Raw genomic sequence first — 24568 nt, 5'->3', positions numbered from 1 at the left:
GGGCTTAGGTGGTCGTTTTTTCTTTTCGTGAAATATATCAAAAAATAAAAGAATTTTTATTCTTCTTCACTTGACATCACACCGCTGGACTTATAGTTTGCGTATCTTTCCATCTACTAAGGAAATCTTTCTTTCCTTGTAGAGTCTTCCAATAGCACGTTTAAAAGCTGCTTTTGAAAGACCTGTTTCCCTTTTTATAACTTCTGGTGATGCCTTTTCTGAAAATGGCAATACACCAGCATAGCTATCTATTAAATCAAGTAACGCTTCTGCATCATCTTCCATTTGGATGTATGCTTTATCTCTGATTGTAACATCGCATTTACCGTCTTCTTTGATGCCTGTGATGCGAACCATAAGAACATCTCCAACTCGGTACTTGCTAGTATCCTCATGCCTTGGAATCATTGCAGAATATTTGTCCTCGATAGCAACGAAAGTGCCAAAGTCATGGCCAAATTCGTATATTCTAGCTTCTACTTCGTCACCAACCTGATATGGTGGCTTTGTAGAAAGCATCTCGTATAAGCCCTTCATGCTGGCACAGAGGCGCTGACTTTTATCGATGTACACTCTAACTAAAATCTCGTCACCTTCAGATGGCTGCTTTGTCATTTCCTTGAAAGGAAGGAATAAATCTTTCTCTAATCCCCAATCAAGGAATGCACCTACTTTATTAACCTGGCTAACTGAAAGAACACCCATCTGACCAAAAGTAAGCTTTGGAGTATTTGTTGTACAGATTAATCTATCCTTGGAATCCTTGTATACAAATACCTTTATCTCGTCTCCGATTTTGGCATTCTCCGGAACCTGCTTCTTTGGCAAAAGAACTCTTTCTGTTCCATCTGAAAGATAAACACCAAACTCAACTTTCTTTTCTATTTTTAAAACTTGTATTTCGCCTAATTTCATTATTTGTACTCCACTATTGTATAAACTTCATCTTCTTTTTTGAGGACTACCTGATATCCCTGTTCTATTTTTCCTATATACACATCTAGCTTGTCATCTAACAATGCTGCTTTTTTGTAGTTGATATTGATTGTGTTGAATGACTGCTCTGGTAAGTAATAACGGGTGACATCTATGTAGTGAGAGTTATTCATGTGGTTGTTTGTGTCCAAATATCTGTCTGTAACTGTAAACTCTCCAACTTTTTCTATGTCTGCACTGAGCCTTAACTTGTTGTGATTTAAATCAAACTGAGGAAGGCTTGCATCCTCCGGATAAGCTTTTGCAATTTCTTCTGTAAATCTGGATGGTTTGAGCTTATCCAAATCCATAAGTACCCAGAGGGAATCCGCATAAACCAAAACCTCTCCATCCTCGGTTTCGATTGAGTAAAGACGATGCGCCATCATGCCTCTAACCTGATATGGCCATGTGCATACCTTTACTTTCTCTGAATACCTTGGCAATCTTTTAATATGTATTTCATAGCTTGTCACAAACCAGCCTAGTCTTTTGGGAGCTAAGTAATATACACCAACGCCAACATCATCAGAATGAAAACAGCTACAGTTTTGCATGTAATTAACTAAGCCAAAATATGTGAGATCAAGATTAGCATCAACTTCACTGTATTTAATTCTGTCCTGATACGAATACATCACTTACCTCCAAAACCACCGTTAGCAAATATTATATATTAACAGTTTGATTTGTTCCATAAATTTCAGGTAAAAAAAAGACCTAAGCTAATGCTTAGGTCTTAGCTGGCCCACAAGGATTCGAACCTTGAAATGACGGAGTCAGAGTCCGTTGCCTTACCATTTGGCGATGGGCCAATATTATTCGCTGAGCGCTTTGTTTCAACTGCTTTACCGCGTCAACGAATGCTATTATAGAGCATAGATTTTAAAATAGCAAGCACTTTTTTCAACTTTTTTTAAAATTTTAAAATCTGGCCATCTAAAATATCGAATTTAACCTGAGAATCCCACGTAATTTCGGCATTTCCCGCAGTTTTGTCTGCGATAATTTTTTCTAGATTTTCTTTAAAATTACATTCGACTACAGAAGAAATTATTACTTCCGCTCCAAAATCTGTATTTAAAATTGGAAGATTATTTTCTCTAAGAACATATTCTATTTTTCCATAGCCATTGTAGTCTGTTTTTATTTCACATGGATATCCGTCTTTAGGTTCAAGAATCTTGCAATTCTTCAGTCCCTCCTGGACAGCCGCCTGATATGCTCGCACAAGGCCACCAGTCCCCAAAAGAACTCCACCAAAATAACGAGTCACCACTACTGCACAGTTATGAATGTTTTCTCTAAGAAGAACATCCAGCATAGGACGACCTGCAGTCTGCGCTGGTTCACCATCATCGTTGCACCTAGTGACTTCGTTGTTGTTTCCAATAACAAAGGCTGAGCAATTGTGTCTTGCATCCCAAAATACTTTCTTTTTTTCAGAAATAAAATCTACAGCCTCTTTTTCAGTTGTAACGGGGCAAATATGAGCAATAAATCTCGATTTCTTTTCTTCTATCTCCCCTGTTCCACCTTCATATACAATTCTAAAAGTCTTATTATCCATGTGGTTTATTATAAAGGATAATTTTGGTATAATGAAGTCTAAATTGGAGGTTATTATGAATTACGGAAAAGAAAATGCAGCTAAGCAATCCGCTCAGCTTTCAGGACGTAAGAAGCGAAAACGTCACAGTGCCGGATTGGCCATTATTCGTATTTCGCTGATATGCATCGTCTCTGTAGTCGTAGCTGGTGGTATTTTTGCTTACCTCTATGCAAAGAATCTCATTGACCAGCTTCCAGATGTATCCACAATCGATATCTCACCAACTGGCTATATGAGTACAGTTTATGATTCAGACGGAAATGAAATCGAAACCTTAGCATCAACAGGTGCCAATAGAACCTATGTTACTTTAGATAATATTCCTATCGATTTACAACATGCTTTCGTTGCAATCGAGGATGCTCGATTCTATGAGCATAATGGTATTGATCCACAGGGTATTATAAGAGCAGCAATGCAAGGTATCCTGGACGGTTTCCATTTTTCTCAGGGTGCCAGTACAATCACCCAGCAGTTACTTAAAAATAACTACTTCACCACATGGACATCAGAGCGAACTAAGCTTGATAGTATTAATCGAAAAATACAGGAGCAATACTTAGCCGTTCAGCTCGAAAAAATAGTTAGTAAAGATGTTATTTTAGAGAACTACCTTAACAGTATCAACTTAGGTCAGAACACACTTGGAGTTGAAGCAGCAGCTGAGAGATACTTTAATAAATCTGTTTCGGATTTGACCCTTTCAGAATGCGCAGTTATCGCTGGAATCACACAGAATCCAACAAAATACAATCCTATTTCTCATCCAGAGGAAAATGCAACACGCCGTAAAAAGGTGCTAAAAAATATGTTGGATCAGGGTTACATCACAGAAAGCGAATACGAAACAGCTCTCGCAGATGATGTTTACGATAGGATTCAGGTACTTAATACCGAAATATCTTCTTCATCAACTTCTTATTTTGTTGATGCGTTGACAGATGAAGTTATTGAAGATTTACAAACAAGACTTGGTTACACAGAAACTGAAGCTTATTCACTATTATATTCAGGTGGTCTTTCAATTTACTCTACACAAGATACTTCAATTCAAAATATCGTAGAGGAAGAAATAAACAATACTGACAACTATAAGGGAATTGAAAAATATTCATTCTCATATAGATTGACCATTACAAAATCAGATGGCTCAACAGCTAATTATTCTGATACCACAATGCTTTCTTATTACCAGTCAAGTAACTCTAGCTACACTCTTGAGTTTGACTCAGAAGAGGAAGCAGCTGCTGCAATCGAAGAATACAAGGCAGCAATTATGGAAGATGGCGATGAAATCGCTGGAGAATCTGTAACATACACACTTCAGCCTCAGGCCGCAATGACAATTATGGACCAATACACTGGTCAGGTTGTTGCAATGGTTGGTGGACGTGGCGATAAGACAGCAGCCAAAACTCTTAACAGAGCTACAGGTATTACTCGTCAGCCAGGTTCAACATTCAAGGTTATTGCTTGTTATGCTGCTGCACTTGATGCCGGCGGAATGACACTTGCTTCTGTTGAAAATGATATGCCAACTACATATGCAGATGGCACTTCACTTAAAAACTACAACAACACATACCTTGGCTGGACCAATATCAGAACTGCCATTACAAACTCTATCAACGTTGTTACTGTTGAAGTAATGGGCGATATCGGAACAAGCCTTGGCTTCCAATATGCAAAAGATTTAGGAATCACAACATTGACTGATGGTGATAACAACCAGGCTCTTGCTCTTGGTGGTATCACAAATGGTGTTACTAACGTAGACCTAACATCAGCTTATGCAACAATCGCAAATGGTGGCGAATACAATTCACCAATCTTCTACACTACTGTAGTTGATCATCAGGGAAATATAATTCTTGATAATAGAGATAACACTTCAACTAGAGTATTAAAAGAAACAACTGCTTGGTTACTTACAAGCGCTATGGAAGACGTTATGACTTCCGGCACTGGTACAGCTGCCAACTTTGATGTAAATGGTATTGCTGTAGCCGGCAAATCCGGTACTACAACAAAGAATCGTGATACAGTCTTTGCAGGCTTCACTCCATACTATACAGGCGTTATTTGGGGCGGATTTGACGATAATACACCTCAAAGCTACACAACATACTCAAAGGTTATTTGGAAGGCTGTAATGAGCCGAATTCACGAGAATCTATCTTCTAAAGACTTTACAATGCCAGATGGAATTGTTACTGCTCAAGTATGTAAAAAATCAGGCAAGCTTGCCATTGGCGGTGTATGCGACTGCGACCCTCGTGGTTCTATGGTTTACACAGAATACTTTGAGGAAGGCACCGAGCCTACAGAATACTGTGATAAGCATTATCTCGGTACTGTTTGTACACAGTCACATATGTTTGCAAATTCAGAATGCCCTGCCTACTCAGGAGTATTTATTGTAGGCGCAGCTGCCGGAACTGCTGACGAAGCATACGGCGTAGATGCTGCAACATTCGGAACATATTGCCCATACCATGGTGGTTACCAAATGCCAAACACTGGTGTAATTGGTGGTTCATCATCCACGACAAGTGATTCTTCCGGAGGCAGCGAAGGAACCATTCAAATAATTGGTGGCGAATAATATGCATTAAAAAAAGAGCTCGTTTGAGCTCTTTTTTGTTTGCTTTATTTTATACTTCGAAAATCATGTCTCCGTAGCTTGGCATTGGCCAGCATTCCTTGTCTACAATCATTTCTAAGGCGTCTACAGGAGCACGGAGCTCTTCCATAGCCTTTATAACTTCATCGTGGTAGAAGTTGGCTTTTTCGCAGCTAGAAGCCTTCATAGTATATGCCTTATTGTTTGTCTCTTTAAGCTTTACAAGGGCTTCTTTTGCTTCACGTAGGTGGTTAGATACCTTAATGAGAAGCTCCTTCTGTGTGCTTACATCAGCCTCAGGACAAGCATCCTGAATTGTACCGATAGAAAGTCCAAGCTCTGTAGCGTAGCCTATTACAGCTGGAATAATCTGCTTAGAAGCCATATCTATCATGGTCTTAGCTTCAATATTGATTGACTTGATATACTGCTCATATTCGATTTCTGCACGTGATTCAAGCTCTACCTTTGAGAATACACCAAACTTTTCAAACATTGAAACTGTTGCATCTGTTGTAAGAGCAGGAATTGCTTCTACCAAAGAATTGATGCTTGGCAAGCCTCTCTTCTTTGCTTCTTCAATCCACTCCTCTCCGTATCCGTTTCCGTTGAATACGATGCGCTGATGCTCTGTAGCAAGCTTCTTGATCATGTCATGAACTGCACTATCAAAATCCTTTGCTTTCTCAAGCTCATCACAAGCCTCGCAAAGTGCTTCTGCCATGATTGTATTGAGAACTACGTTTGGCTCGCCAACTGAATCCTGTGAACCAACCATTCTGAATTCGAACTTATTTCCAGTAAATGCAAATGGTGATGTACGGTTTCTATCTGTAGCATCTTTTCTAAAGTCTGGAAGTGTTTTAACGCCTGTAGCAAGCTTTTCACCCTTCTTTGACTTAGTAGCAGTACCAGTAGAGATAAGCTGTCTTAAAACGTCCTCTAACTGCTCTCCAAGGTATACAGAGATGATTACAGGAGGTGCTTCATTTCCACCTAATCTGTGATCATTACCAACGTCTGATGCAGATTCACGAAGTAGATCTGCATGTAAATCAACAGCCTTAAGAACAAGACAAAGCACAAGCAAGAACTGGATGTTCTCATGTGGTGATTTACCTGGCTCAAAAAGATTGATTCCATCATCGGTAACAAGTGACCAGTTATCATGCTTACCTGAACCATTTACGCCTGCGAATGGTTTTTCATGGAGGAGGCACTGTAAACCATGGCGGTTTGCAACCTTTCTAAGAGTCTCCATGATAATCTGGTTGTGATCAACTGCAACGTTGCACTGTGCATAGATTGGTGCAAGCTCGTGCTGAGCTGGAGCAACCTCATTATGCTGTGTTTTAGATGAAACGCCAAGCTTCCAAAGCTCAATATTAACATCACGCATATAAGCTTCAATTCTCTCTGGAATTGAGCCAAAATAATGGTCGTCCATTTCCTGTCCCTTTGGTGGCATTGCACCAAAGAGTGTACGACCTGTATACATTAAATCCTTACGGGCAAGATACATTTCACGGTCAATAAGGAAGTATTCCTGTTCAGCACCAACTGAAGGAATTACACGCTTAGAATTTGTGTTACCAAATAATCTAAGGAGTCTGATTGCCTGCTCTGATAAAACTTCCATAGAACGAAGCAGAGGTGTTTTTTGATCCAAAGCTTCTCCTGTGTATGAACAGAAAGCTGTAGGAATGCAAAGTGTTGCACCTGCTGCATCCTGTCTAACAAATGCTGGAGATGTTGGATCCCAAGCAGTATATCCTCTTGCCTCAAATGTGGCTCTAAGTCCTCCTGAAGGGAACGATGATGCATCTGGCTCACCTTTTATAAGCTCTTTACCAGAAAAGCTCATAAGCACCTTACCACTTGGCAGTGGAGCAGAAATAAATGAATCATGTTTTTCTGCTGTAATACCTGTAAGTGGCTGGAACCAATGTGTGTAGTGGGTTGCACCCTTCTCAATAGCCCACTCCTTCATTTCGTGTGCAATAACATCAGCAGTCTCTAAATCAAGCTCTTCTCCCGCAAGAATAGTCTGCTTAAGCTTCTGATAAGTCTTCTTTGGAAGTCGTTCCTGCATAACTGTATCGTTAAATACATTTTCTCCAAAGATGTCTGCCACATTAAAATATTCTTCCATTTATAAAGTATCCTTTCCCATAACATATATAAAGAAAGACAATCAGCAAGGATCCCCACCGATTGTCTTCCATAAAGCTCATAAGAAAGCTAAATCGGGCAAACCGATTAAGCCTTTCCAACTGAACCGAAAAGTTCCATCTTTTCTTTAACTGTTGCCTTGATAGCATCTGTACCAGGAGCTAAAAGCTTACGTGGATCGAAGCCCTTACCCTCAAGGTCCTTACCAGCCTCAATATATTTACGTGTAGCGTCAGCAAATGAAAGCTGGCACTCTGTGTTAACGTTGATCTTTGAAACACCAAGCTCGATAGCCTTCTTGATCATATCAGCTGGGATACCTGTACCACCGTGAAGTACGAGTGGCATTGCACCTGTCTTCTGCTGAATAGCATCAAGTGTCTCGAAAGAAAGTCCCTGCCAGTTCTCTGGGTACTTACCGTGGATGTTACCGATACCTGCTGCAAGCATATCTACACCAAGGTCAGCGATTGTCTTGCACTCGTTAGGATCAGCACACTCGCCCATACCTACAACACCATCTTCTTCACCACCGATTGAACCAACTTCGCACTCGATAGAAAGGCCAAGTCCGTGAGCAACATTAACAAGCTCTGTAGACTTTGCAAGGTTCTCCTCGAATGGATAGTGTGAACCATCAAACATGATTGATGTGAAACCAGCTTTAATGCACTTGTAGCATCCTTCGTATGTACCGTGATCAAGGTGAAGTGCTACAGGAACTGTAATTCCGAGCTCCTCGTCCATAGCCTTAACCATAGCAGCTACTGTACCGAAGCCTGTCATGTACTTACCAGCACCCTCAGATACACCAAGGATTACAGGTGAGTTAAGCTCCTGAGCTGTAAGAAGAATGGCTTTTGTCCACTCAAGGTTATTAATGTTGAACTGACCAACTGCATAGTGGCCTGCTTTTGCTTTATCAAGCATTTCTTTTGCAGAAACTAACATAATTATATCCTCCATATAATCGTTTTTGGGTTCTAAAGAACCCCATCTACCGCAAATTTTAACATAACGTAAAATTCTATTCAATAGCTATTTCAAGGGCACTGTTCTCGTCTACGACGTTAACAACCTTATGATTGCCACCGAATTCTCCGTCCAATGTCCATGGGACATCTTCACTACATGTAAACTTTATTTCGCTGGTTTGGAAACTGTATACCATCTCTGAATCTGGAATAATACCAGTCATAAAGCCTAGGATTTCATTGAGCTCCATTGGGTTACGTGGCATTTTGATTAATGTTGCCTCAAACACACCATCGTTCAAACCAATATTGCCTCTTATGATCCCCTGAAAACCGCCGACAGACTTTGAATTAGTAATCATGCCATAAATAAACTCATCATAAATAACATTGCCATCATACTCCACCTGCATGCGGAATGATGGTATATCGCGAAGCTGTTTAGCTCCTTCGATTATGTATGCAGCATGTCCTAGAAGATTCTTTAAATCTTGTGATGTGGCATAAGAAACTTCTGTAAAAATACCAAATGCAGCCACATATACAAATGAATCTGAATTGAATCTACCTATATCACATGGAAATAGTTTATCAGAAACACTAATCTGCGCTGCATTTAACATGTTCTTATCTATACCAAGTGAATTTCCAAAATCATTTGTAGAGCCAGCTGGAATATATCCAATAGGCTTTCTTTCTGATGGAGCCAACTGCATCATACCAGTAACCACTTCATCAAGTGTTCCATCTCCACCAGAGCAAACGATTCTATCGAAATCCTTGGACTGTTCAATTGTCTGTCTTGTTGCATCGCCACCAGACTGTGTAATATGTACACTAACCTGATAGCCAGCCTTAATCATTATATCCAGAATGTCAGCCAGATGTTCTTTTATCTGCCCTTTACCAGAGCGTGGATTGATAATAAATAATAATCTTTTTGACATATATCCCTCGATAATAATTTATTTTGTAAGGAAATCAGCAAGTTCTGTGACAGCCTTTTCTTCATCATCTCCTGTAGCATCAATAACTACCTTTGATCCTGAAGCCAATACCAAACTCATCATACCCATAATACTTTTAGCATTAACCTTCTTTTCATCCATCTCGAAATAGATTGAACTTCCAAACTGGTTAGCTAACTGCACAAGGTGTGCTATTGGTGTAGCTTCCATTGAATTTGTCATCTGAATAGTAACTTCTTTTTGCATGACGTCCTCCTGAAAAACTAAATAAAACCTAACGCTGGCCTTTTATAACTGTTCTGCCATTTGAACCAGCTTTTTCAATCGATGATTAACTCCTGACTTGCCTATAGGTGGATCTAAGTACTGTCCCAAGGCTCCTAGCGGTGTGTCTGGATTATCAAGTCTTACCTGAGCAATTTCCTGTAGCTGTGGTGGCAATGTATCAAGCCCCAGCTTTTCATCCAAAAGGTGAATTGCTTCGATTTGTCGAACAGCTGCATTAACTGTTTTGCCGATGTTTGCTGTCTCGCAATTGACTTTTCGATTGATTGTGCCTCGCACCTCTTTAACTACCCTGATGTTTTCCAACTCCATTACAGAGTGAGCGGCTTCCATAACACGTAATATTTCAACGATTTGTGCGCCTTCTTTGAGATATACAACATATTTACCATTTCTGCTAACATATTTTGCTTCCACATCGAATGTGTTCATAACTTTTGTTAGCTGAGAAGCCATAGCTTCTGTGTTGCATACAATCTCAAAATGATATCCCTTATTGGGATCTGAAATGGAGCCTGCCGCCAAAAACGCTCCTCGTATAAATGAACGCTTACAGCATGGCTGTTGAATAACTAAATCGTTTGCTATCTTGCTATCATCGGATAGCTTAAGCATTTTTTTAGTCTCCAATAAGACATCAGTAGACAGTGCTGTGACATCTTTTCCTATATTAAGTGTTTTATTTAATAAAGTAAAGACTTTTCTGTTTAATGGTTCATCTGAATAGTTCTGAAATGCATTTATTCCTTCCATAAGAAAAATGCCAGACATCTCTGCCACCATACAATGCCTACTTTTAGGAATAACAGAAAAGAGTTCCTCTTTTACATCTTTTGAAAATGACAATTATTTTCCTCTCAAAGCATCCTTGCCTATATCACGATGCTCAATTTTAAGTCCATAAGACTCATCATGATTTAGTGCCTCAAAAATCTCATCTGCCAGGCATACACTTCTGTGTTTACCGCCTGTACATCCAACTGCAATAACCAGCTGATTCTTTCCTTCTTTTATATAGTTAGGAATCAGGAACTTGATTAAGTCAGTTGTTTTCTCCAAGAAAATCTGAGACTCCTCATATTTTAAAACGAAATCCTTGATTGGCTGGTCGTTTCCTGTGAACGGCCTAAGGTCTGTATCATAGTATGGATTTGGTAAGAATCGTACATCAAAAACCAAATCCGCATCTTCTGGAATTCCGTACTTAAAGCCAAATGAAATGATAGTCACGAAAAGGCTCTTGTAATCTGCATCATCAACAAATATCTTTTTAAGCTCTTCCTTTAACTCTCTTGTTAAAAGATGGGTTGTGTCGATAACATAGTCTGCCTCATCACGCAAAAATCCGATAGATTCTCTTTCCTGCTGAATGCCTGCTGCAATTCTTTCTCTACCAGAAAGTGGATGATTACGTCTGGTCTCTTTGTATCGTTTAATTAACACATCATCCTCTGCATCCAAGAACAGAATAGAAAAATGTTTGTTGTCGTTGTCTAATTCCTGCAAAATATCCGGCAAAAGCTTCATAGCTCTACCATTACGTACATCTATTCCAACAACAATCTTTTGATCAAAGGCGCCATTCTCAGCCAATTCAACAACGCTCTTTAACAATTGGATTGGAAGATTGTCCATGCAATAGTAGCCCATATCCTCCAGCATTTTAAATGCTGTGTTTTTACCTGCACCTGACATTCCTGTTAGAATTAATAGCTTCAATTTACGTTCCTCCCTATAATTCGAACCTCTGGAACTAAATGAACTCCAAATTTATTAAATACTTTATCATTAACATCTGACATTAATTGTAAAACATCAGCTGCTGTTGCATCGCCCTTATTTACTACAAAGCCACAGTGTTTTTCTGAAACCTGGGCACCACCTACAGTATATCCACGCAATCCTGTGTCATCAATAAGCTTTCCAGCAAAATATCCCTCTGGTCGCTTAAAAGTAGAACCCGCACTTGGGAAATTAAGTGGTTGCTTTTCAGTACGCTGCTGCCGGATTTCGTCAATTCTAGCCTGTATTTCTTCTGGATTTCCTTGACTAAGCTTAAGAACAGCAGAAAGAACATATCCTCCATCTTCCATTAAAGATGAATGACGATACGACATTGATAATTCCTCTGGTGTAACAGTTTTCTGCTCCATTGTTGGAGTAAGAATAAGGACTGATTCGATTATGTCCTTCATTTCCCCGCCATAGGCTCCTGCATTCATAAATACTGCACCACCTATTGAACCTGGTATTCCTGATGCGAATTCCATTCCAGTAAGCCCTGCTTTTGCAGCTTTGTTAGCTACAGTTGAAAGCAAAGCACCTGCTTCTACAACCACTGTATCACCATTGATTGTTATGTCATTTGATTGTTTACCAATGGAAATAACAACACCTTCGATTCCCTCATCAGACACTAGCAAATTGCTTCCATTTCCTATAACAATAAATGGAATCTCCTGCCCTTTAAGAAATTGAATTAAAGGAATAATAGAGGCATAATCCGGCTCGATATAAATATCGGCCGGACCTCCTATTCTAAAAGTCGTATGACTTTTCATTGCTTCCTCTAAAAGGATTAAAGATTTTGGAAATTGTGCTTTTAATTCTTCTGCTAATTTCTGGTATTTCTCATTAAGCATATTTAATAAACGCCTCGTATCCTAATAATGCTTCGTATAAATCAACCTTTGAAATAATCTCACATGGAGCGTGCATAGAAAGAACAGCAACACCTGAGTCAATTACCTGCATGTTGTAATTGCCCATGATGTAGGCGATTGTTCCACCGCCACCCTGATCTACCTTACCAAGCTCAGCTGTCTGCCAGAATACATTGTCCTTGTCCATGATGTCACGAACCTCTGCAACATACTCAGCGGATGCATCGTTTGAACCACTCTTACCTCTAGCGCCTGTATACTTGTTAAATACAAGACCACGTCCGAGATATGCTGAGTTGTTCTTTTCAAATGCTGATGCATAGTTTGGATCAAATGCTGCAGATACATCTGATGAAAGAACCTTGCAGTTTGTAAGAGCTCTGCGAAGCTTAAGCTCTGAATAATCTCCTGTAAGATTGTAAAGCTCTGCGAAAATATTCTCGAAGAATCTAGATTCCATACCTGTTGCGCCTACAGAACCAATTTCTTCTTTATCTACAAGGAGGCAGCATGCTGTCTTCTTTAATTTTTCCTTGCAATCAATAAGTGCCATAAATGATGAGTAAGCACATACTCTATCATCGTGACCGTATCCTAAGATCATTGAACGATCAAAACCAAAGTCTCTAGCTGGACCGGCTGGAACAACTTCGATTTCTGCTGAAATGAAATCTTCTTCCTCAATATCGTACTTGTCTTTGAGAAGCTTAAGAATATTCTTCTTTACAGATTCCTTTTCCTTCTCGCCCTTTTTGTCAAAGCCTGGGATGCTTCCTACGATAACATTGAGGTCTTCACCTTCTACTACCTTTGCACCCTTCTTATCCATCTGGTCTGCCGCAAGGTGAATAAGTAAATCTGAAATACCAAATACTGGGTCATTCTCATCCTCGCCTACGTTAACAGGCATTACTTCACCGCTCTTCTTTACAAGTACACCGTGAAGTGCAAGTGGAATAGTTACCCACTGGTATTTCTTGATACCACCATAATAATGAGTGTCAAGTAATGCGATATCTGAATCCTCGTATAATGGATTCTGCTTTAAATCCATTCTTGGGCTATCGATATGAGCGCCAAGAATGTTCATGCCAGACTCTAAATCCTCTGTACCTACAATAAATAAAGCAAGCTCCTTACCCTTATTTACAGCGTAAACCTTTTCTCCTGCTTTAAGCTTCTTACCACTTGCAATAGCTTCATCAAGATTCTTAAATCCTGCTTTTTCAGCCTTTTCTACAAAGAATGAAACACATTCTCTTTCTGTTTTGCATGTTGATAAGAACTTTCTATAGTCTTCACCAAAGGCCATAACCTTTTTCTTATCTTTTTCTGAAGTATACTTACTCCAAGCATTCTTACGTTCCATAAGATTTGCATCTCCTATCCATTAATATTATTCTGAACTCGCCTGTAAAGCTCTTCAGCAGCATTGTAGCCCATCTTCTTCTGACGATGGTTTACTGCGGCAGCCTCACAAATAATAGCGAGATTTCTACCTGGTCTGATTGGAAGTGAGTGACATGTTACATCAATTCCTAGAATGTTCATGTATTCATCTGTCATACCAAGACGGTCATATTCTTTTTCCTTTGACCAATCCTCAAGCTTAATAACTAAATCAATACGCTGCTCATCCTTTACAGCCTCAACACCATAAAGTGATTTAACATCGATAATTCCAATACCTCTAAGCTCAATAAGGTACTGTGTGATTGATGGTGCGCGTCCGTATAACCTTTCGTTGTTTGGTCGACGAATTTCTACTACATCGTCTGATACAAGTCTGTGACCACGACGGATAAGCTCCAATGCTGCCTCTGATTTACCTATTCCAGATTCACCAGTAATAAGCAAACCTTCACCATAAACGTCAACTAATACTCCGTGAATAGTTGTGTATGGTGCAAAGTCTTTATTTAAAGAATATATCAAAGCTGACATAAACTCTGATGTAGCACGATCAGTTCCTAATACAGGAACATTTGCCTTAACAGCTTCCTTGAGTAATATTTCTCCTGGCTTTTCACCTCTACAGAAAATTACACATGGAATATCATATGTTAATAACTGTGCAAAGCTTTCTGCTTTTTCTTCATCTGTCTTTTTATTTAAGTACGCTGCTTCTACATTTCCAATAACCTGAATTCGGCTTGAATCAAAATGCTCATAAAATCCGTGTAGCTGAAGCGCTGGTCTATTGACATCTGCAACTGTTACCTGAGCCTCTTCAAGATTAAGCTCTGGTGTGAAATTGGTAAGATTAAATCTTTCCTGAATTGTTGCTACTGATACAAATTTATTATTTGCCATAAAAACCTCCCATCTACTGAAAATTCATAGACTATTTTAGCTCATTTTCTGTGGAATTAATAGGGTGAAAGTAATTGTATACATTCTCTGCTGCTTCTTTACTCATAGATTCTGTATCCATCAAATCTTCCACCGTGGCATTTGCCATTTTTTCTGCAGAAATATATTTTTTCATAAGGGCCTTGCGTCTCTTTGGTCCAATGCCCTCAATATCATCAAGAAAACTTCTAACCTGTCCTTTGCTTCTGAGGCTACGATGATATTCTATTGCAAATCGATGTGCTTCATCCTGAAGTCTTGTAATTAACTGGAAGCCCTCAGAATGTGTATCTATAGGTATTTCTTCATCCTTATAGTATAGGCCTCTGGTTCTATGATGATCATCCTTTACCATACCTGCAATAGGAATGTGAAGCCCTAATTCAGCCATAACCTGCTCTGCAATATGCACCTGTCCTTTACCACCATCCATCATTATAACATCAGGGAATTTGGTAAAGCTGTCTTCTATTACACCACCATTTTCTTCAAGTTCTTCTAGGCCATGAGAAAAACGACGAGTCAGCACCTCATGCATAGATGCGTAATCATTTGGACCTTCAACGGTTTTGATTTTGAATTTACGATAATCCGAGCGCTTTGGCTTACCTTTTTCAAATACTACCATTGAACCAACTGACTGGAAGCCTGAAATATTTGAAATATCATATGCCTCCATTCTGCTCGCTCCTGGAAGTCCTAATATATCAGCTATTTCCTTCATAGCTCCAATTGTGCGGCCCTCTTCTTTCTTGATTTTTTCTCTGTCCTGATCCAAAACCATCTGGGCATTTTTAGCCGCAAGTTCAACAAGCTTTTCCTTGGCTCCACGCTTAGGAGTTCTTATGTACACTCTGGAACCTTTTTTATTTGTAAGCCATGTTTCAATTAATTCCGATTCAGTCATTTCAAACTGAACAAATATTTCTCTAGGGATAAAAGGTGTACCTGTGTAGTAATCCTTAAGGAAGTATTCAAGCAAATCTTCATCTGTATCATCCACGCGAACATTAATAAAGAAATGCTCTCTACCAATCATTTTGCCACCGCGAATAAAGAACACCTGAACAACTGCATCCTCTTTGCCCTTCGCCATAGCAATGATATCTCTATCCTCTCCATCAAGCTGGGTGGCTTTCTGCCTTCCTGCACAGGCCTTAACTGACTCAATTAAATCTCTGTAAAGTGCAGCTTTCTCGTAATCCATATCCTCAGATGCTGCAAGCATTTTTCTTTGAAGATCTTTTATTGTATCGGCGTAATCTCCATTTAAAAACTCGATTACTTTTTCTACGTTTTTACGATACTCTTCCACTGGAACATTCCCCTGGCAAGGGCCTAAGCACTGACCAATATGATAGTTCAAGCATGGTCTGTTCTTACCAAAATTTTCTGGAAGCTTCTGGGAACAGGTTCGTATCTTGTATAGTTTTTGAACTAGCTCAATAGTGTCGTGAACAGCTCCTGCAGATGTGAATGGGCCAAAAAACTTACTACCATTCTTTTTCATCCTTCTAGAAAACAGCACCCTTGGATATGCTTCCTGTAAAGTAACCTCAATATATGGATAGGTCTTATCGTCACGAAGCATAGTGTTGTACTTTGGACGATATTCCTTTATTAAATTACATTCTAAAATAAGAGCCTCTAATTCAGAGTCAGTGACTATAAACTCAAAATAATCAATATTTGCCACCATCTGCTTTTTCTTGAGGCCCTCATCATGGCTTGGTTGAAAGTATTGTCTCACTCTATGACGAAGAGACAATGCTTTACCTACATATATAATTTCATCATTTTTCCCGTGCATTAGATAAACTCCCGGTTGATCCGGGAGTTTACTAAGGTCTTTTTCAGTTACCATATAAATTACTCATCAAAAATACTATCTTTTACCACATTCTGTGGATCATTATCATCGTCAAAAAGACTATGTCTTTCCGGTTCTTTCTTTTCTTCTGGATCAGGAATTCCCTTTATTTCTCTAAAGATTGACATGAATTCCTTACCTGTAATTGTCTCATGCTCAAATAGATAGTCTGAAATCTTATCAAGGCATTCCATGTTGTCTGCAAGAAGCTGCTTAGCCTTTGCATATGCATCTGTAATCATCTGAAGAACTTCTTTATCTATTTCTGCTGCTGTATTTTCGCCGCAGATTAATGATGCTCTTCCATCAAGATACTGGCTCTCTACTGTTGCAAGTCCCATCATTCCAAACTTTTCAGACATACCAAATCGAGTAACCATTGCTCTAGCAATCTTCGTAGCCTGCTCGATATCATTAGCTGCACCTGAAGTGTACGAACCAAACTTAATATCTTCTGCTGCTCGACCACCCATATATGTAACAATCTTTGCGATTAACTCATCCTTAGTTTCAAGGAACTTTTCTTCTTCTGGAGTCTGAAGTGTGTATCCCAATGCTCCCATTGTTCTAGGAACAATTGTAATCTTTTGAACTGGCTCAGCATCCTTTTGCAATGCAGAAACAAGAGCATGTCCAACTTCGTGATATGAAACGATTTTACGCTCCTTCTCACTCATCGCTCTATCCTTCTTTTCCTTACCGCCAACTGCTACAAGTTCAAATGCTTCGAATAAATCTTTTTGATTTACAAACTTACGCTTATCTTTGACTGCTAAAATAGCTGCCTCGTTAATGATATTTGCAAGATCAGATCCAACAAGACCTACTGATGCAAGTGCGATAGCATCCAAATCAACTGTCTCGTCCATCTTTACATCCTTGGAATGAACCTTAAGGATTTCAAGACGTCCCTTCTGATCTGGCTTATCAACGATGATTCGTCTATCGAAACGACCCGGACGAAGTAATGCTTTATCAAGTACCTCTGGTCTGTTTGTAGCTGCAAGGATAAGTAAGCCCTTGTTTGAATCAAAACCATCCATCTCTGAGAGAAGCTGGTTTAATGTCTGCTCACGCTCATCGTTACCGCCGCCATAATGTGCATCACGGCTCTTACCAATGGCATCAATCTCATCGATGAAAACGATACATGGTGCTACTTTCTGTGCTTCCTTGAAAAGGTCACGTACACGTGAAGCACCAACACCAACAAACATCTCTACGAAATCTGAACCTGCAAGTGAAAAGAATGGAACACCAGCTTCACCTGCAACTGCTTTTGCAAGAAGTGTTTTACCTGTTCCTGGAGGGCCTACTAAAAGAGCACCCTTTGGAAGCTTCGCGCCGATTTCTGTGTACTTACGAGGGTTATGCAGGAAATCTACCATTTCCTGAACTGATTCCTTAGCCTCATCCTGTCCAGCTACATCCTTAAAAGTAACTCCGGTAGCTTTTTCCATATTGTAGAGCTTGGCATTTGATTTACCAACGCCCATTGGGCCACCGCCCATACGTTTCATAAAGAAACCAAGAAGAACCCATAATAAAACAATTGGCAGAACAAATGAAAGTACGTTATAGATAATTGCCGCTGTGGAGTCAGCAATTGTTCCTTCATACTCTACGCCGTGTTCATCTAACTTATCAAGCAAATCATCATCACGAAGATATGCTGTATAAAGCTTTACAGATGTGGACTGGCCTGTGCTTTCATAAATCTGCTGAAGCGCACTTGCCTCATCAGATGACATACCATATGTTTCACCCTCAACAAGCGTAATATTGATGACATCGTTATCGAAGTTTACTTCTGCAACTTTATCATCTTCGACAAGCTGTAAAAACTCTGTGTAAGTAATCTCCTGATTTGAATTTGAACTAGCCCCTCTGTACATCATACTTGTAAAGAAAAGTGCCACAAGCACTAATATTCCTAAAGTGTAGAAAGGCTGACGATTATTCTTTTTATCTCCACCGTTTTGGTTGTTATTATTCTCGTTCACAACTGCCTCCGTTTTGTAGAAAATTCTTATATTAATTTATCATAAAATAGTGGAAAAGTAATGATTTTAATAAAATTTTAATAGATATAAAAAACAAAACCGTCTGCAAACATTGCCGACGGTTTTGTACAATTTACTTTGATAATATTTCTGTATCGTTAGTGAACTCTGTACCAGATACCTCTTCAAATTTATGTAAAAGGTCCTCAATTGTAAGATTCTTTTTTTCTTCTCCCGAAATGTTGAGAATAACTCTGCCCTCATTCATCATGATAAGTCGATTACCATAATGGATGGCATCTCTCATATTATGGGTAACCATCATGGCTGTAAGGTTATTCTCCTTAATTAACATATCAGTTATTTCAAGAACTTTTGCTGCAGTCTTTGGGTCGAGGGCTGCTGTGTGCTCATCTAGAAGTAAAACCTTTGGCTTCTGAATGGTTGCCATAAGAAGCGTAAGTGCCTGGCGTTGTCCTCCTGAAAGCAATCCCACTTTAGCTGTAAGTCTATCTTCCAAGCCCAAATCCAACTGCTTTAGCATTTCGTGATATCTTTCTCTTTCAGCTTTCGTAACGCCCCAGCCTAAACCTCTTGTTTTTCCTCTACGTGCTGCCAAAGCCATGTTTTCATCAATCTGCATGTTTGCTGCAGTACCTGTCATAGGATCCTGGAACACTCTTCCCAAGTAACGGGCACGCTTGTGCTCTGGAAGGCCGGTAACATCAACACCATCTATTGAGATAGAACCTGCATCTACTGGCCACACACCTGCAATTGCATTAAGAAATGTGGATTTTCCTGCACCATTTCCACCAATTACTGTGCAGAATTCGCCCTCCTCTAAATAAAGAGATGCACCTGATAATGCTACTTTTTCATTAATTGTCCCAGCATTAAAAGTTTTTCTAATTTTATTAGCATTAAGCATTATCGTTTACCTCCTCTTTTTGCCGCCTTAAAGAAGGAGCTATTCATTTTATTCTTTAAATATGGCACAGCAAGGAATATTGCTACTATTATCGCTGTGAACAATTTCATGTCATTTGCTGGCATCTTGAGCCACAATACAAATGCTATGAAAATGTAATAAAGAATACCACCTACAATTACAAAACCAAGTGCAAGCCAGAATGTACTCTTTTTCTTGAAAAATGCATTACATAACACATCTCCAATAATGATGGATGCCAAGCCTATTACAATCGCGCCTCTACCCATATTTACATCAGCATTACCATTGAACTGAGCAAATAGTGCGCCTGCAAAAGCAACTAGTGCATTTGATACTACAAGTCCCAATGCCTTCATTACATTTACGTTAATTCCCTGGGCTTTTGCCATGGCTGGGTTTGTTCCTGTAGCACGAAGTGCGGAACCCATTTCTGTTCCAAAGAACCAATACATAATTGCTATTATAATCACAGCAATCACAAGAACAGTGATTAACGCATCTGTTTTATATCTAAGTGAAACAGCCAAATTGTACTTATCTACTGAAATAGGAGTGTTTGGCTGATTTTTAGCAATTCTCAAATTTATTGAATATAATGCGAGCTGAGTAAGAATACCTGCCAATATATCAGGAATTCCAAGAACTGTATGTAATACACCTGTAATTAAGCCTGCTAAAGCTCCTGCGATTAATGCAAGTACTAAAGCCAACACCCAAGAATGGCCTGATATAATCACCATTGCTGCAACAGCTCCTCCTGTTGCAAATGATCCATCTACCGATAAATCTGCAAAATTTAATAATTTGAATGTAATGTAGATGCCTAGTGCCATTATTCCGTATATTATTCCCTGTGCAACTGTACCAGGCATTCCTGCAATTAATGTTTCAATTCCCATTTTAAACTCCAAAGAGCAAGGTCAAAATTTCTGACCTTGCCCCAAAATAATTTTATTTTGTTGCTAAATCTTATTATTCAGCCTCTTCTTCCATCTCGATTGCAACATAATCATCTGGAAGCTCAATTCCGAGCGCTTCTGCAATTACTGGATTATATTCCTTTGTAAACTCTGTTGCATACTGAATCTCATATGTAGCAGGGTCCTGTCCATTAACAAGGATTTCGTAAGCCATAAGACCTGCTGCATATCCGATATCATAGTATGAAATAGAAAGTGTTGCGATACCGCATCCCTTACAGATTCCTTCCTCACCAGCGATGATTGGCACGCCTGCTGTAAGTGCTACATTGTTGATTGTTTCAGCGCAACTTGCTGCTACATTATCTGTAGGAACATATAATACATCGCTTTCTCCGCATGCTGTCTGAACTACTGTTGCAACGTCTGCTGAGTCAGAGAATGTGTATGCTGTAACATTGTATCCATAATCCTCAAGATATGTTGTAATCTGATTTGCCTGATATAATGAATTATCCTCGCCAGAGCAGTAGATGATTCCTACTTCTTTTGCATCTGGGAAAAGTTCATTTAACATTTCTGCCTGTCCATCAAGTGGAGCCAAATCAGATGTACCTGTTACATTGATTCCTGTTGTACCTTCCCAATCTTTAATTCCAAGTGCTGTACCATAATCTGTAATAGATGTAGCTACGATTGGAATAGAATTTGTTGCTGTTGAACTAGCCTGCATTGCAGGTGTTGCATTAGCCATAATCAAATCAACATTATCTGATACAAATGAATTTGCAATTGTGGCACATGTAGCTGTATCACCAGAAGCATTCTGTACGTTAATTTCTACCTGATCCCCAAGCTTCTCTTTTAAAGCATCTGAAAATCCCTCTGTTGCTGTATCAAGGGCTGGATGCTGCACTAACTGAATTACTCCTACATTGTATGTCTGATTAGCATCTGTAGTAGTTTCTTCTGTTGTTTCGGTTGTTGTGGCTGTTTCTGCTTCCTTTTGAGCGGCTGCATCTGTACCGCAACCAACCATGCTAAGAACCATTACTGACGCCAAAACTGATGCAAGTATTTTCTTCTTCATGTTTTCCCCTCCTGATTATTCTTCTTTGAAGTACTTTAGCACTTTTAATCACTAAAGTCAACAAGAACAAAAATATGGGCCCACCAGGCCCATATTGATTACATACATGTATATCCGCCATCAACTGGAAGAATTACACCGTTAACATATGTACTTGCTGGAGATGCAAGGAAAATTGCTGCTGTATCTAGCTCACCCTCTTTACCATATCTGTTAAGAGGAATCATTGTCTTTGCATATTGCTGGAAAAACTCACTATCCAATGTCTCTTTTGTAAGTGGTGTTTCAAAGTATCCTGGGCAAATAGCATTCACTGTAATTCCCTTATTCCCCCACTCTGATGCAAGCGCTCTTGTGAGATTTACAACACCGCCCTTTGCAGCGTGGTATGCAGCTGCTGGAGCAATATTATTACCTACTAATCCATACATAGAAGCAATATTGATAATACGGCCATATCCGGCTGGAATCATAGCCTTTTTAGCAATAGCTCTGGCCATCTTAAAACTACCTGTCAAATCAATGGCTACTTCTCCTTCAAATTGAGCATCTTCAACATCTTCGGCTGGTGTGGCACCTGAACCTGTACCAGCATTGTTTATTAAAATATCAATTCGTCCAAACTCTTCCAGCACTTTATCTACTGCAGAATTTACTTTCTCTGTATCTGTAATGTCGCAAGGAACTCCTATGGCCTTTACGCCATATGTGTCAGAAATCTCTTTTGCCACCTCTTCGATAAGATTCTGGCGGCGGGCAACTGCTACTATATTACATCCCTGGGCTGCCAACGCCTTGGCCATCTGTACGCCAAGACCTGATGAGCAACCTGTTATAAGTGCTACTCGTCCCGACAAATCAAAATACTTTTTCTCCATAAAAACTTCCTCCTTTAATTTTATGCCATTGTATCAAAATCTCAGGAAAAATGTAAAAGTATTTTTGCATAATTTTGTATTTATTTTGTATTTTTCTGACAATTCGTTTGTTAATTATCAAACATTAAATGTGGATTACTTTATCTCCTTCATACTTATCAGTTAATTTTTTACAACAATAATAGAATCCTGGAACTAAGAACAGATCTGCAAAAAGCCATGCTACAGGACTGGCCCATATAGCTCCGCTAAATCCTATCATGGGTACCAAAGTAAATGCTACTAATATACGAGCTATCATCTCCATTACACCTGCAAATACTGCAAATGTGGAGAATCCCATTCCCTGGATTGCAAATCTAAATATATTAACTCCTGCAAGCAAAGTATAGGTAATACTATTTGCCAATAAGAACATTCTAGCCTGTTTAATAACAATGTCCGTAGATGTAAATAACCTTAAAATTGTACTTCCACTAAAGAACAATACTATAAAGATGAGTATTGCATATATCGTTCCTAACATCTGCGCTGTCCATACACCTTTTCGAACTCTTTGGATATCTTTTGCGCCAACATTTTGACCTGCAAATGTGGCCATAGTGCCTCCAAGTGCATCAAAAGGACATACTACAAACATAGATACTTTAGAGCCTGCTGTCATAGAAGCTACAGCGACAGTACCTAAGCCATTAACAGCGGTCTGTAGAACAACCGAGCCAATTGCTGTTATAGAGTATTGCAAGCCAAATGGAAGACCCATTGATATTAAGACAGCAGTATGGTGTGGACCTAGCTTTAAATCATTTTTTGCCAGCTTAAGAATCGGAAATTTCTTTTTCATGTATATCAAACAGCTTATGCCAGCAATAAACTGAGATATCACAGTTGCAAGTGCTGGTCCATCTACGCTCATGCCCAATACTATAATAAAAACAATATCTAATACAATATTGATTCCTGCTGCCATAATTAAGAAGTAGGTTGGCGTTTTGCTATCTCCTAGCGAACGCATTATACCAGCGGTAAGATTATACAGAAAAGTAACCGGTATTCCGAAAAATATAATTGAAATATATGAATACGCTAGCTTGATAATATCAGTTGGAGTTTGCATAATCTCCAATATTTGATAACAAAAGATACTTACTACTAATGTTATAGCAAAAGCAAATATGCCAGATATTATTATTGAGTTTCCTACAAACTTACGCATCGAATCATAGGATTCTGCTCCAAATCGTTGGGCAACAGGAATTGCAAAACCCGAACAGACTCCTATACAAAAACCATTGATTAAAAAATTAATAGATCCAGTTGAACCTACTGCAGCTAATGCATTATCTCCTAATGTTTGACCAACTATAATAGTATCAACAAGGTTGTACATTTGTTGGAATAAAAGTCCCGCAAGCATAGGAATGGAAAACCCTAATATAAGCTTCATTGGGCTTCCTTCTGTCATTTTCTTTGTGCTATCGGCTGCCATATTTAAGACCTCCCATTAATCTCTTTCTTGCTTTTAGAATACACCACATTTTATTTTTATTATAGTATTTATTTTAGCATTTTATATAATATTATAGATTTTTCACCATAGGCAATATGCATATGGAATCTATTATTTCAATAAAAAAAACCAGGACTAATGTCCTGGTTTAAAAAGCAAATATATATTATACAAGCTCAAGAACTACTTCCATAGCTGCATCGCCCTTACGTGGTCCGATCTTAACGATACGTGTGTAACCACCCTTGCGGTCAACATACTTTGGAGCAATCTCATCAAATACAAAGTTAGCCATATCAACCTTGTGTGTCTCGCTCTTCTTAGCACCCTTAGCTGTAGGTGTGTAAAGAACCTGCATCATCTGACGACGAGCGTGAAGTCTTGAAGGAGAATCCTTCTTAATCTTCTTATCAACTGTATCGTATACAGTTACCTTCTTGCCATCAACAACTTCCTTTACTCTCTTACCATCTTTGTCCTTGCGTGCTACCTTAGCCTGAACTGTAACTTCTTCGAAGTTATCCTTTTCCTTGACACCAAGAGTAATGATGTGCTCAGCAATCTTCTTTACTTCCTTAGCCTTAGCTTCAGTTGTAACAATCTTGCCGTGATAAAGAAGCTCTGTTACCTGGTTTCTTAAAAGAGCTTTTCTCTGTGATGATGTTCTGCTTAATTTTCTGTACTTTGCCATTTCTTTTCTCCTTATAACTGGCGTTAC

The 24568-nt window shown here is 39.1% G+C and carries 21 protein-coding genes and 1 tRNA gene; 1 reads left to right on the top strand and 21 read right to left on the bottom strand.

The window, feature by feature from the left end:
• Window positions 1–90: 90 nt before the first annotated feature.
• The 4 genes from BM102_RS12425 to BM102_RS12410 form a co-directional block, all read right to left on the bottom strand.
• Window positions 91–915 (bottom strand): CvfB family protein, encoded by an 825-nt coding sequence (locus BM102_RS12425; protein ID WP_090395378.1) that lies wholly within the window; start codon window positions 913–915, stop codon window positions 91–93.
• Entirely contained in the window at window positions 915–1613 is a 699-nt protein-coding gene (locus BM102_RS12420) for an acyl-[acyl-carrier-protein] thioesterase (protein ID WP_049960420.1), read from the bottom strand. The genes BM102_RS12425 and BM102_RS12420 overlap by 1 nt, the downstream gene beginning before the upstream one ends.
• 105 nt (window positions 1614–1718) lie before the next feature.
• Window positions 1719–1790, bottom strand: a tRNA-Gln gene (locus BM102_RS12415).
• 101 nt (window positions 1791–1891) lie between these two features.
• On the bottom strand, window positions 1892–2545 hold the full coding sequence (locus BM102_RS12410; RefSeq protein WP_090482403.1) for a YigZ family protein: 654 nt from the start codon (window positions 2543–2545) through the stop codon (window positions 1892–1894).
• 55 nt (window positions 2546–2600) lie between these two features.
• On the opposite strand from BM102_RS12410, the gene BM102_RS12405 reads away from it, so the two are divergent.
• Entirely contained in the window at window positions 2601–5192 is a 2592-nt protein-coding gene (locus BM102_RS12405; RefSeq protein ID WP_090482400.1) for a transglycosylase domain-containing protein, read from the top strand.
• Between the two features lie 49 nt (window positions 5193–5241).
• On the opposite strand, the gene BM102_RS12400 is transcribed toward BM102_RS12405, so the two are convergent.
• From BM102_RS12400 to BM102_RS12320, 17 genes are all read right to left on the bottom strand, one after another.
• Window positions 5242–7362 carry a glutamine synthetase III family protein gene (locus tag BM102_RS12400; RefSeq protein WP_044938628.1) on the bottom strand — a complete coding sequence of 707 codons (2121 nt, stop codon included), beginning with the start codon at window positions 7360–7362 and terminating at the stop codon, window positions 5242–5244.
• 107 nt (window positions 7363–7469) lie between these two features.
• Window positions 7470–8333 carry a class II fructose-1,6-bisphosphate aldolase gene (gene fba, locus BM102_RS12395; protein WP_033153129.1) on the bottom strand — a complete coding sequence of 288 codons (864 nt, stop codon included), beginning with the start codon at window positions 8331–8333 and terminating at the stop codon, window positions 7470–7472.
• Window positions 8334–8409: 76 nt separating this feature from the next.
• Window positions 8410–9303, bottom strand: a complete 894-nt coding sequence (locus BM102_RS12390; protein ID WP_044938630.1) for a diacylglycerol/lipid kinase family protein — start codon at window positions 9301–9303, stop codon at window positions 8410–8412.
• 18 nt (window positions 9304–9321) lie between these two features.
• Window positions 9322–9570 carry an HPr family phosphocarrier protein gene (locus BM102_RS12385; protein WP_044938633.1) on the bottom strand — a complete coding sequence of 83 codons (249 nt, stop codon included), beginning with the start codon at window positions 9568–9570 and terminating at the stop codon, window positions 9322–9324.
• 42 nt (window positions 9571–9612) lie between these two features.
• A complete protein-coding gene (whiA, locus tag BM102_RS12380) occupies window positions 9613–10455 on the bottom strand; it encodes a DNA-binding protein WhiA (protein ID WP_090482397.1) in 843 nt (280 codons plus the stop codon).
• Window positions 10456–11328 carry an RNase adapter RapZ gene (rapZ, locus tag BM102_RS12375; protein ID WP_090482394.1) on the bottom strand — a complete coding sequence of 291 codons (873 nt, stop codon included), beginning with the start codon at window positions 11326–11328 and terminating at the stop codon, window positions 10456–10458. It lies immediately after the preceding gene.
• A complete protein-coding gene (murB, locus tag BM102_RS12370; RefSeq protein WP_090482391.1) occupies window positions 11325–12251 on the bottom strand; it encodes a UDP-N-acetylmuramate dehydrogenase in 927 nt (308 codons plus the stop codon). Before murB ends, rapZ begins: the two co-directional genes overlap by 4 nt.
• Window positions 12244–13641, bottom strand: a complete 1398-nt coding sequence (locus BM102_RS12365; protein WP_177194969.1) for an aminopeptidase — start codon at window positions 13639–13641, stop codon at window positions 12244–12246. The genes murB and BM102_RS12365 overlap by 8 nt, the downstream gene beginning before the upstream one ends.
• A 14-nt stretch (window positions 13642–13655) precedes the next feature.
• Complete coding sequence (gene hprK / locus BM102_RS12360; protein ID WP_044938645.1) at window positions 13656–14585, bottom strand: HPr(Ser) kinase/phosphatase; 930 nt, start codon at window positions 14583–14585, stop codon at window positions 13656–13658.
• Window positions 14586–14616: 31 nt separating this feature from the next.
• The gene (gene uvrC / locus BM102_RS12355; protein WP_090482384.1) at window positions 14617–16488 is read right to left on the bottom strand and encodes an excinuclease ABC subunit UvrC; all 1872 of its coding nucleotides are present in this window, start codon (window positions 16486–16488) and stop codon (window positions 14617–14619) included.
• A gap of 5 nt (window positions 16489–16493) precedes the next feature.
• Window positions 16494–18497, bottom strand: a complete 2004-nt coding sequence (gene ftsH, locus BM102_RS12350) for an ATP-dependent zinc metalloprotease FtsH (RefSeq protein ID WP_081822045.1) — start codon at window positions 18495–18497, stop codon at window positions 16494–16496.
• A 133-nt stretch (window positions 18498–18630) separates the two neighbouring features.
• Window positions 18631–19428 carry an ABC transporter ATP-binding protein gene (locus BM102_RS12345; RefSeq protein ID WP_074791617.1) on the bottom strand — a complete coding sequence of 266 codons (798 nt, stop codon included), beginning with the start codon at window positions 19426–19428 and terminating at the stop codon, window positions 18631–18633.
• Window positions 19428–20351 carry an ABC transporter permease gene (locus BM102_RS12340; RefSeq protein WP_044938652.1) on the bottom strand — a complete coding sequence of 308 codons (924 nt, stop codon included), beginning with the start codon at window positions 20349–20351 and terminating at the stop codon, window positions 19428–19430. The genes BM102_RS12345 and BM102_RS12340 overlap by 1 nt, the downstream gene beginning before the upstream one ends.
• A gap of 73 nt (window positions 20352–20424) precedes the next feature.
• Window positions 20425–21462, bottom strand: a complete 1038-nt coding sequence (locus BM102_RS12335) for an ABC transporter substrate-binding protein (RefSeq protein ID WP_044938655.1) — start codon at window positions 21460–21462, stop codon at window positions 20425–20427.
• Window positions 21463–21560: 98 nt separating this feature from the next.
• Window positions 21561–22340, bottom strand: coding sequence for a glucose 1-dehydrogenase (locus BM102_RS12330; protein ID WP_090482381.1), 780 nt, complete (start codon window positions 22338–22340; stop codon window positions 21561–21563).
• 124 nt (window positions 22341–22464) lie between these two features.
• On the bottom strand, window positions 22465–23829 hold the full coding sequence (locus BM102_RS12325; protein ID WP_090482378.1) for an MATE family efflux transporter: 1365 nt from the start codon (window positions 23827–23829) through the stop codon (window positions 22465–22467).
• Between the two features lie 187 nt (window positions 23830–24016).
• Window positions 24017–24541: a bL17 family ribosomal protein gene (locus BM102_RS12320; protein ID WP_033153100.1), complete on the bottom strand. Its 525-nt coding sequence runs from the start codon at window positions 24539–24541 to the stop codon at window positions 24017–24019.
• Window positions 24542–24568: the final 27 nt, after the last annotated feature.

This window comes from Pseudobutyrivibrio sp. JW11 (assembly GCF_900115355.1).
Lineage (GTDB): Bacteria > Bacillota > Clostridia > Lachnospirales > Lachnospiraceae > Pseudobutyrivibrio > Pseudobutyrivibrio ruminis.
Note: the sequence above shows the minus strand (reverse complement) of the source record. Positions and strands in the feature narration are given on the sequence as shown.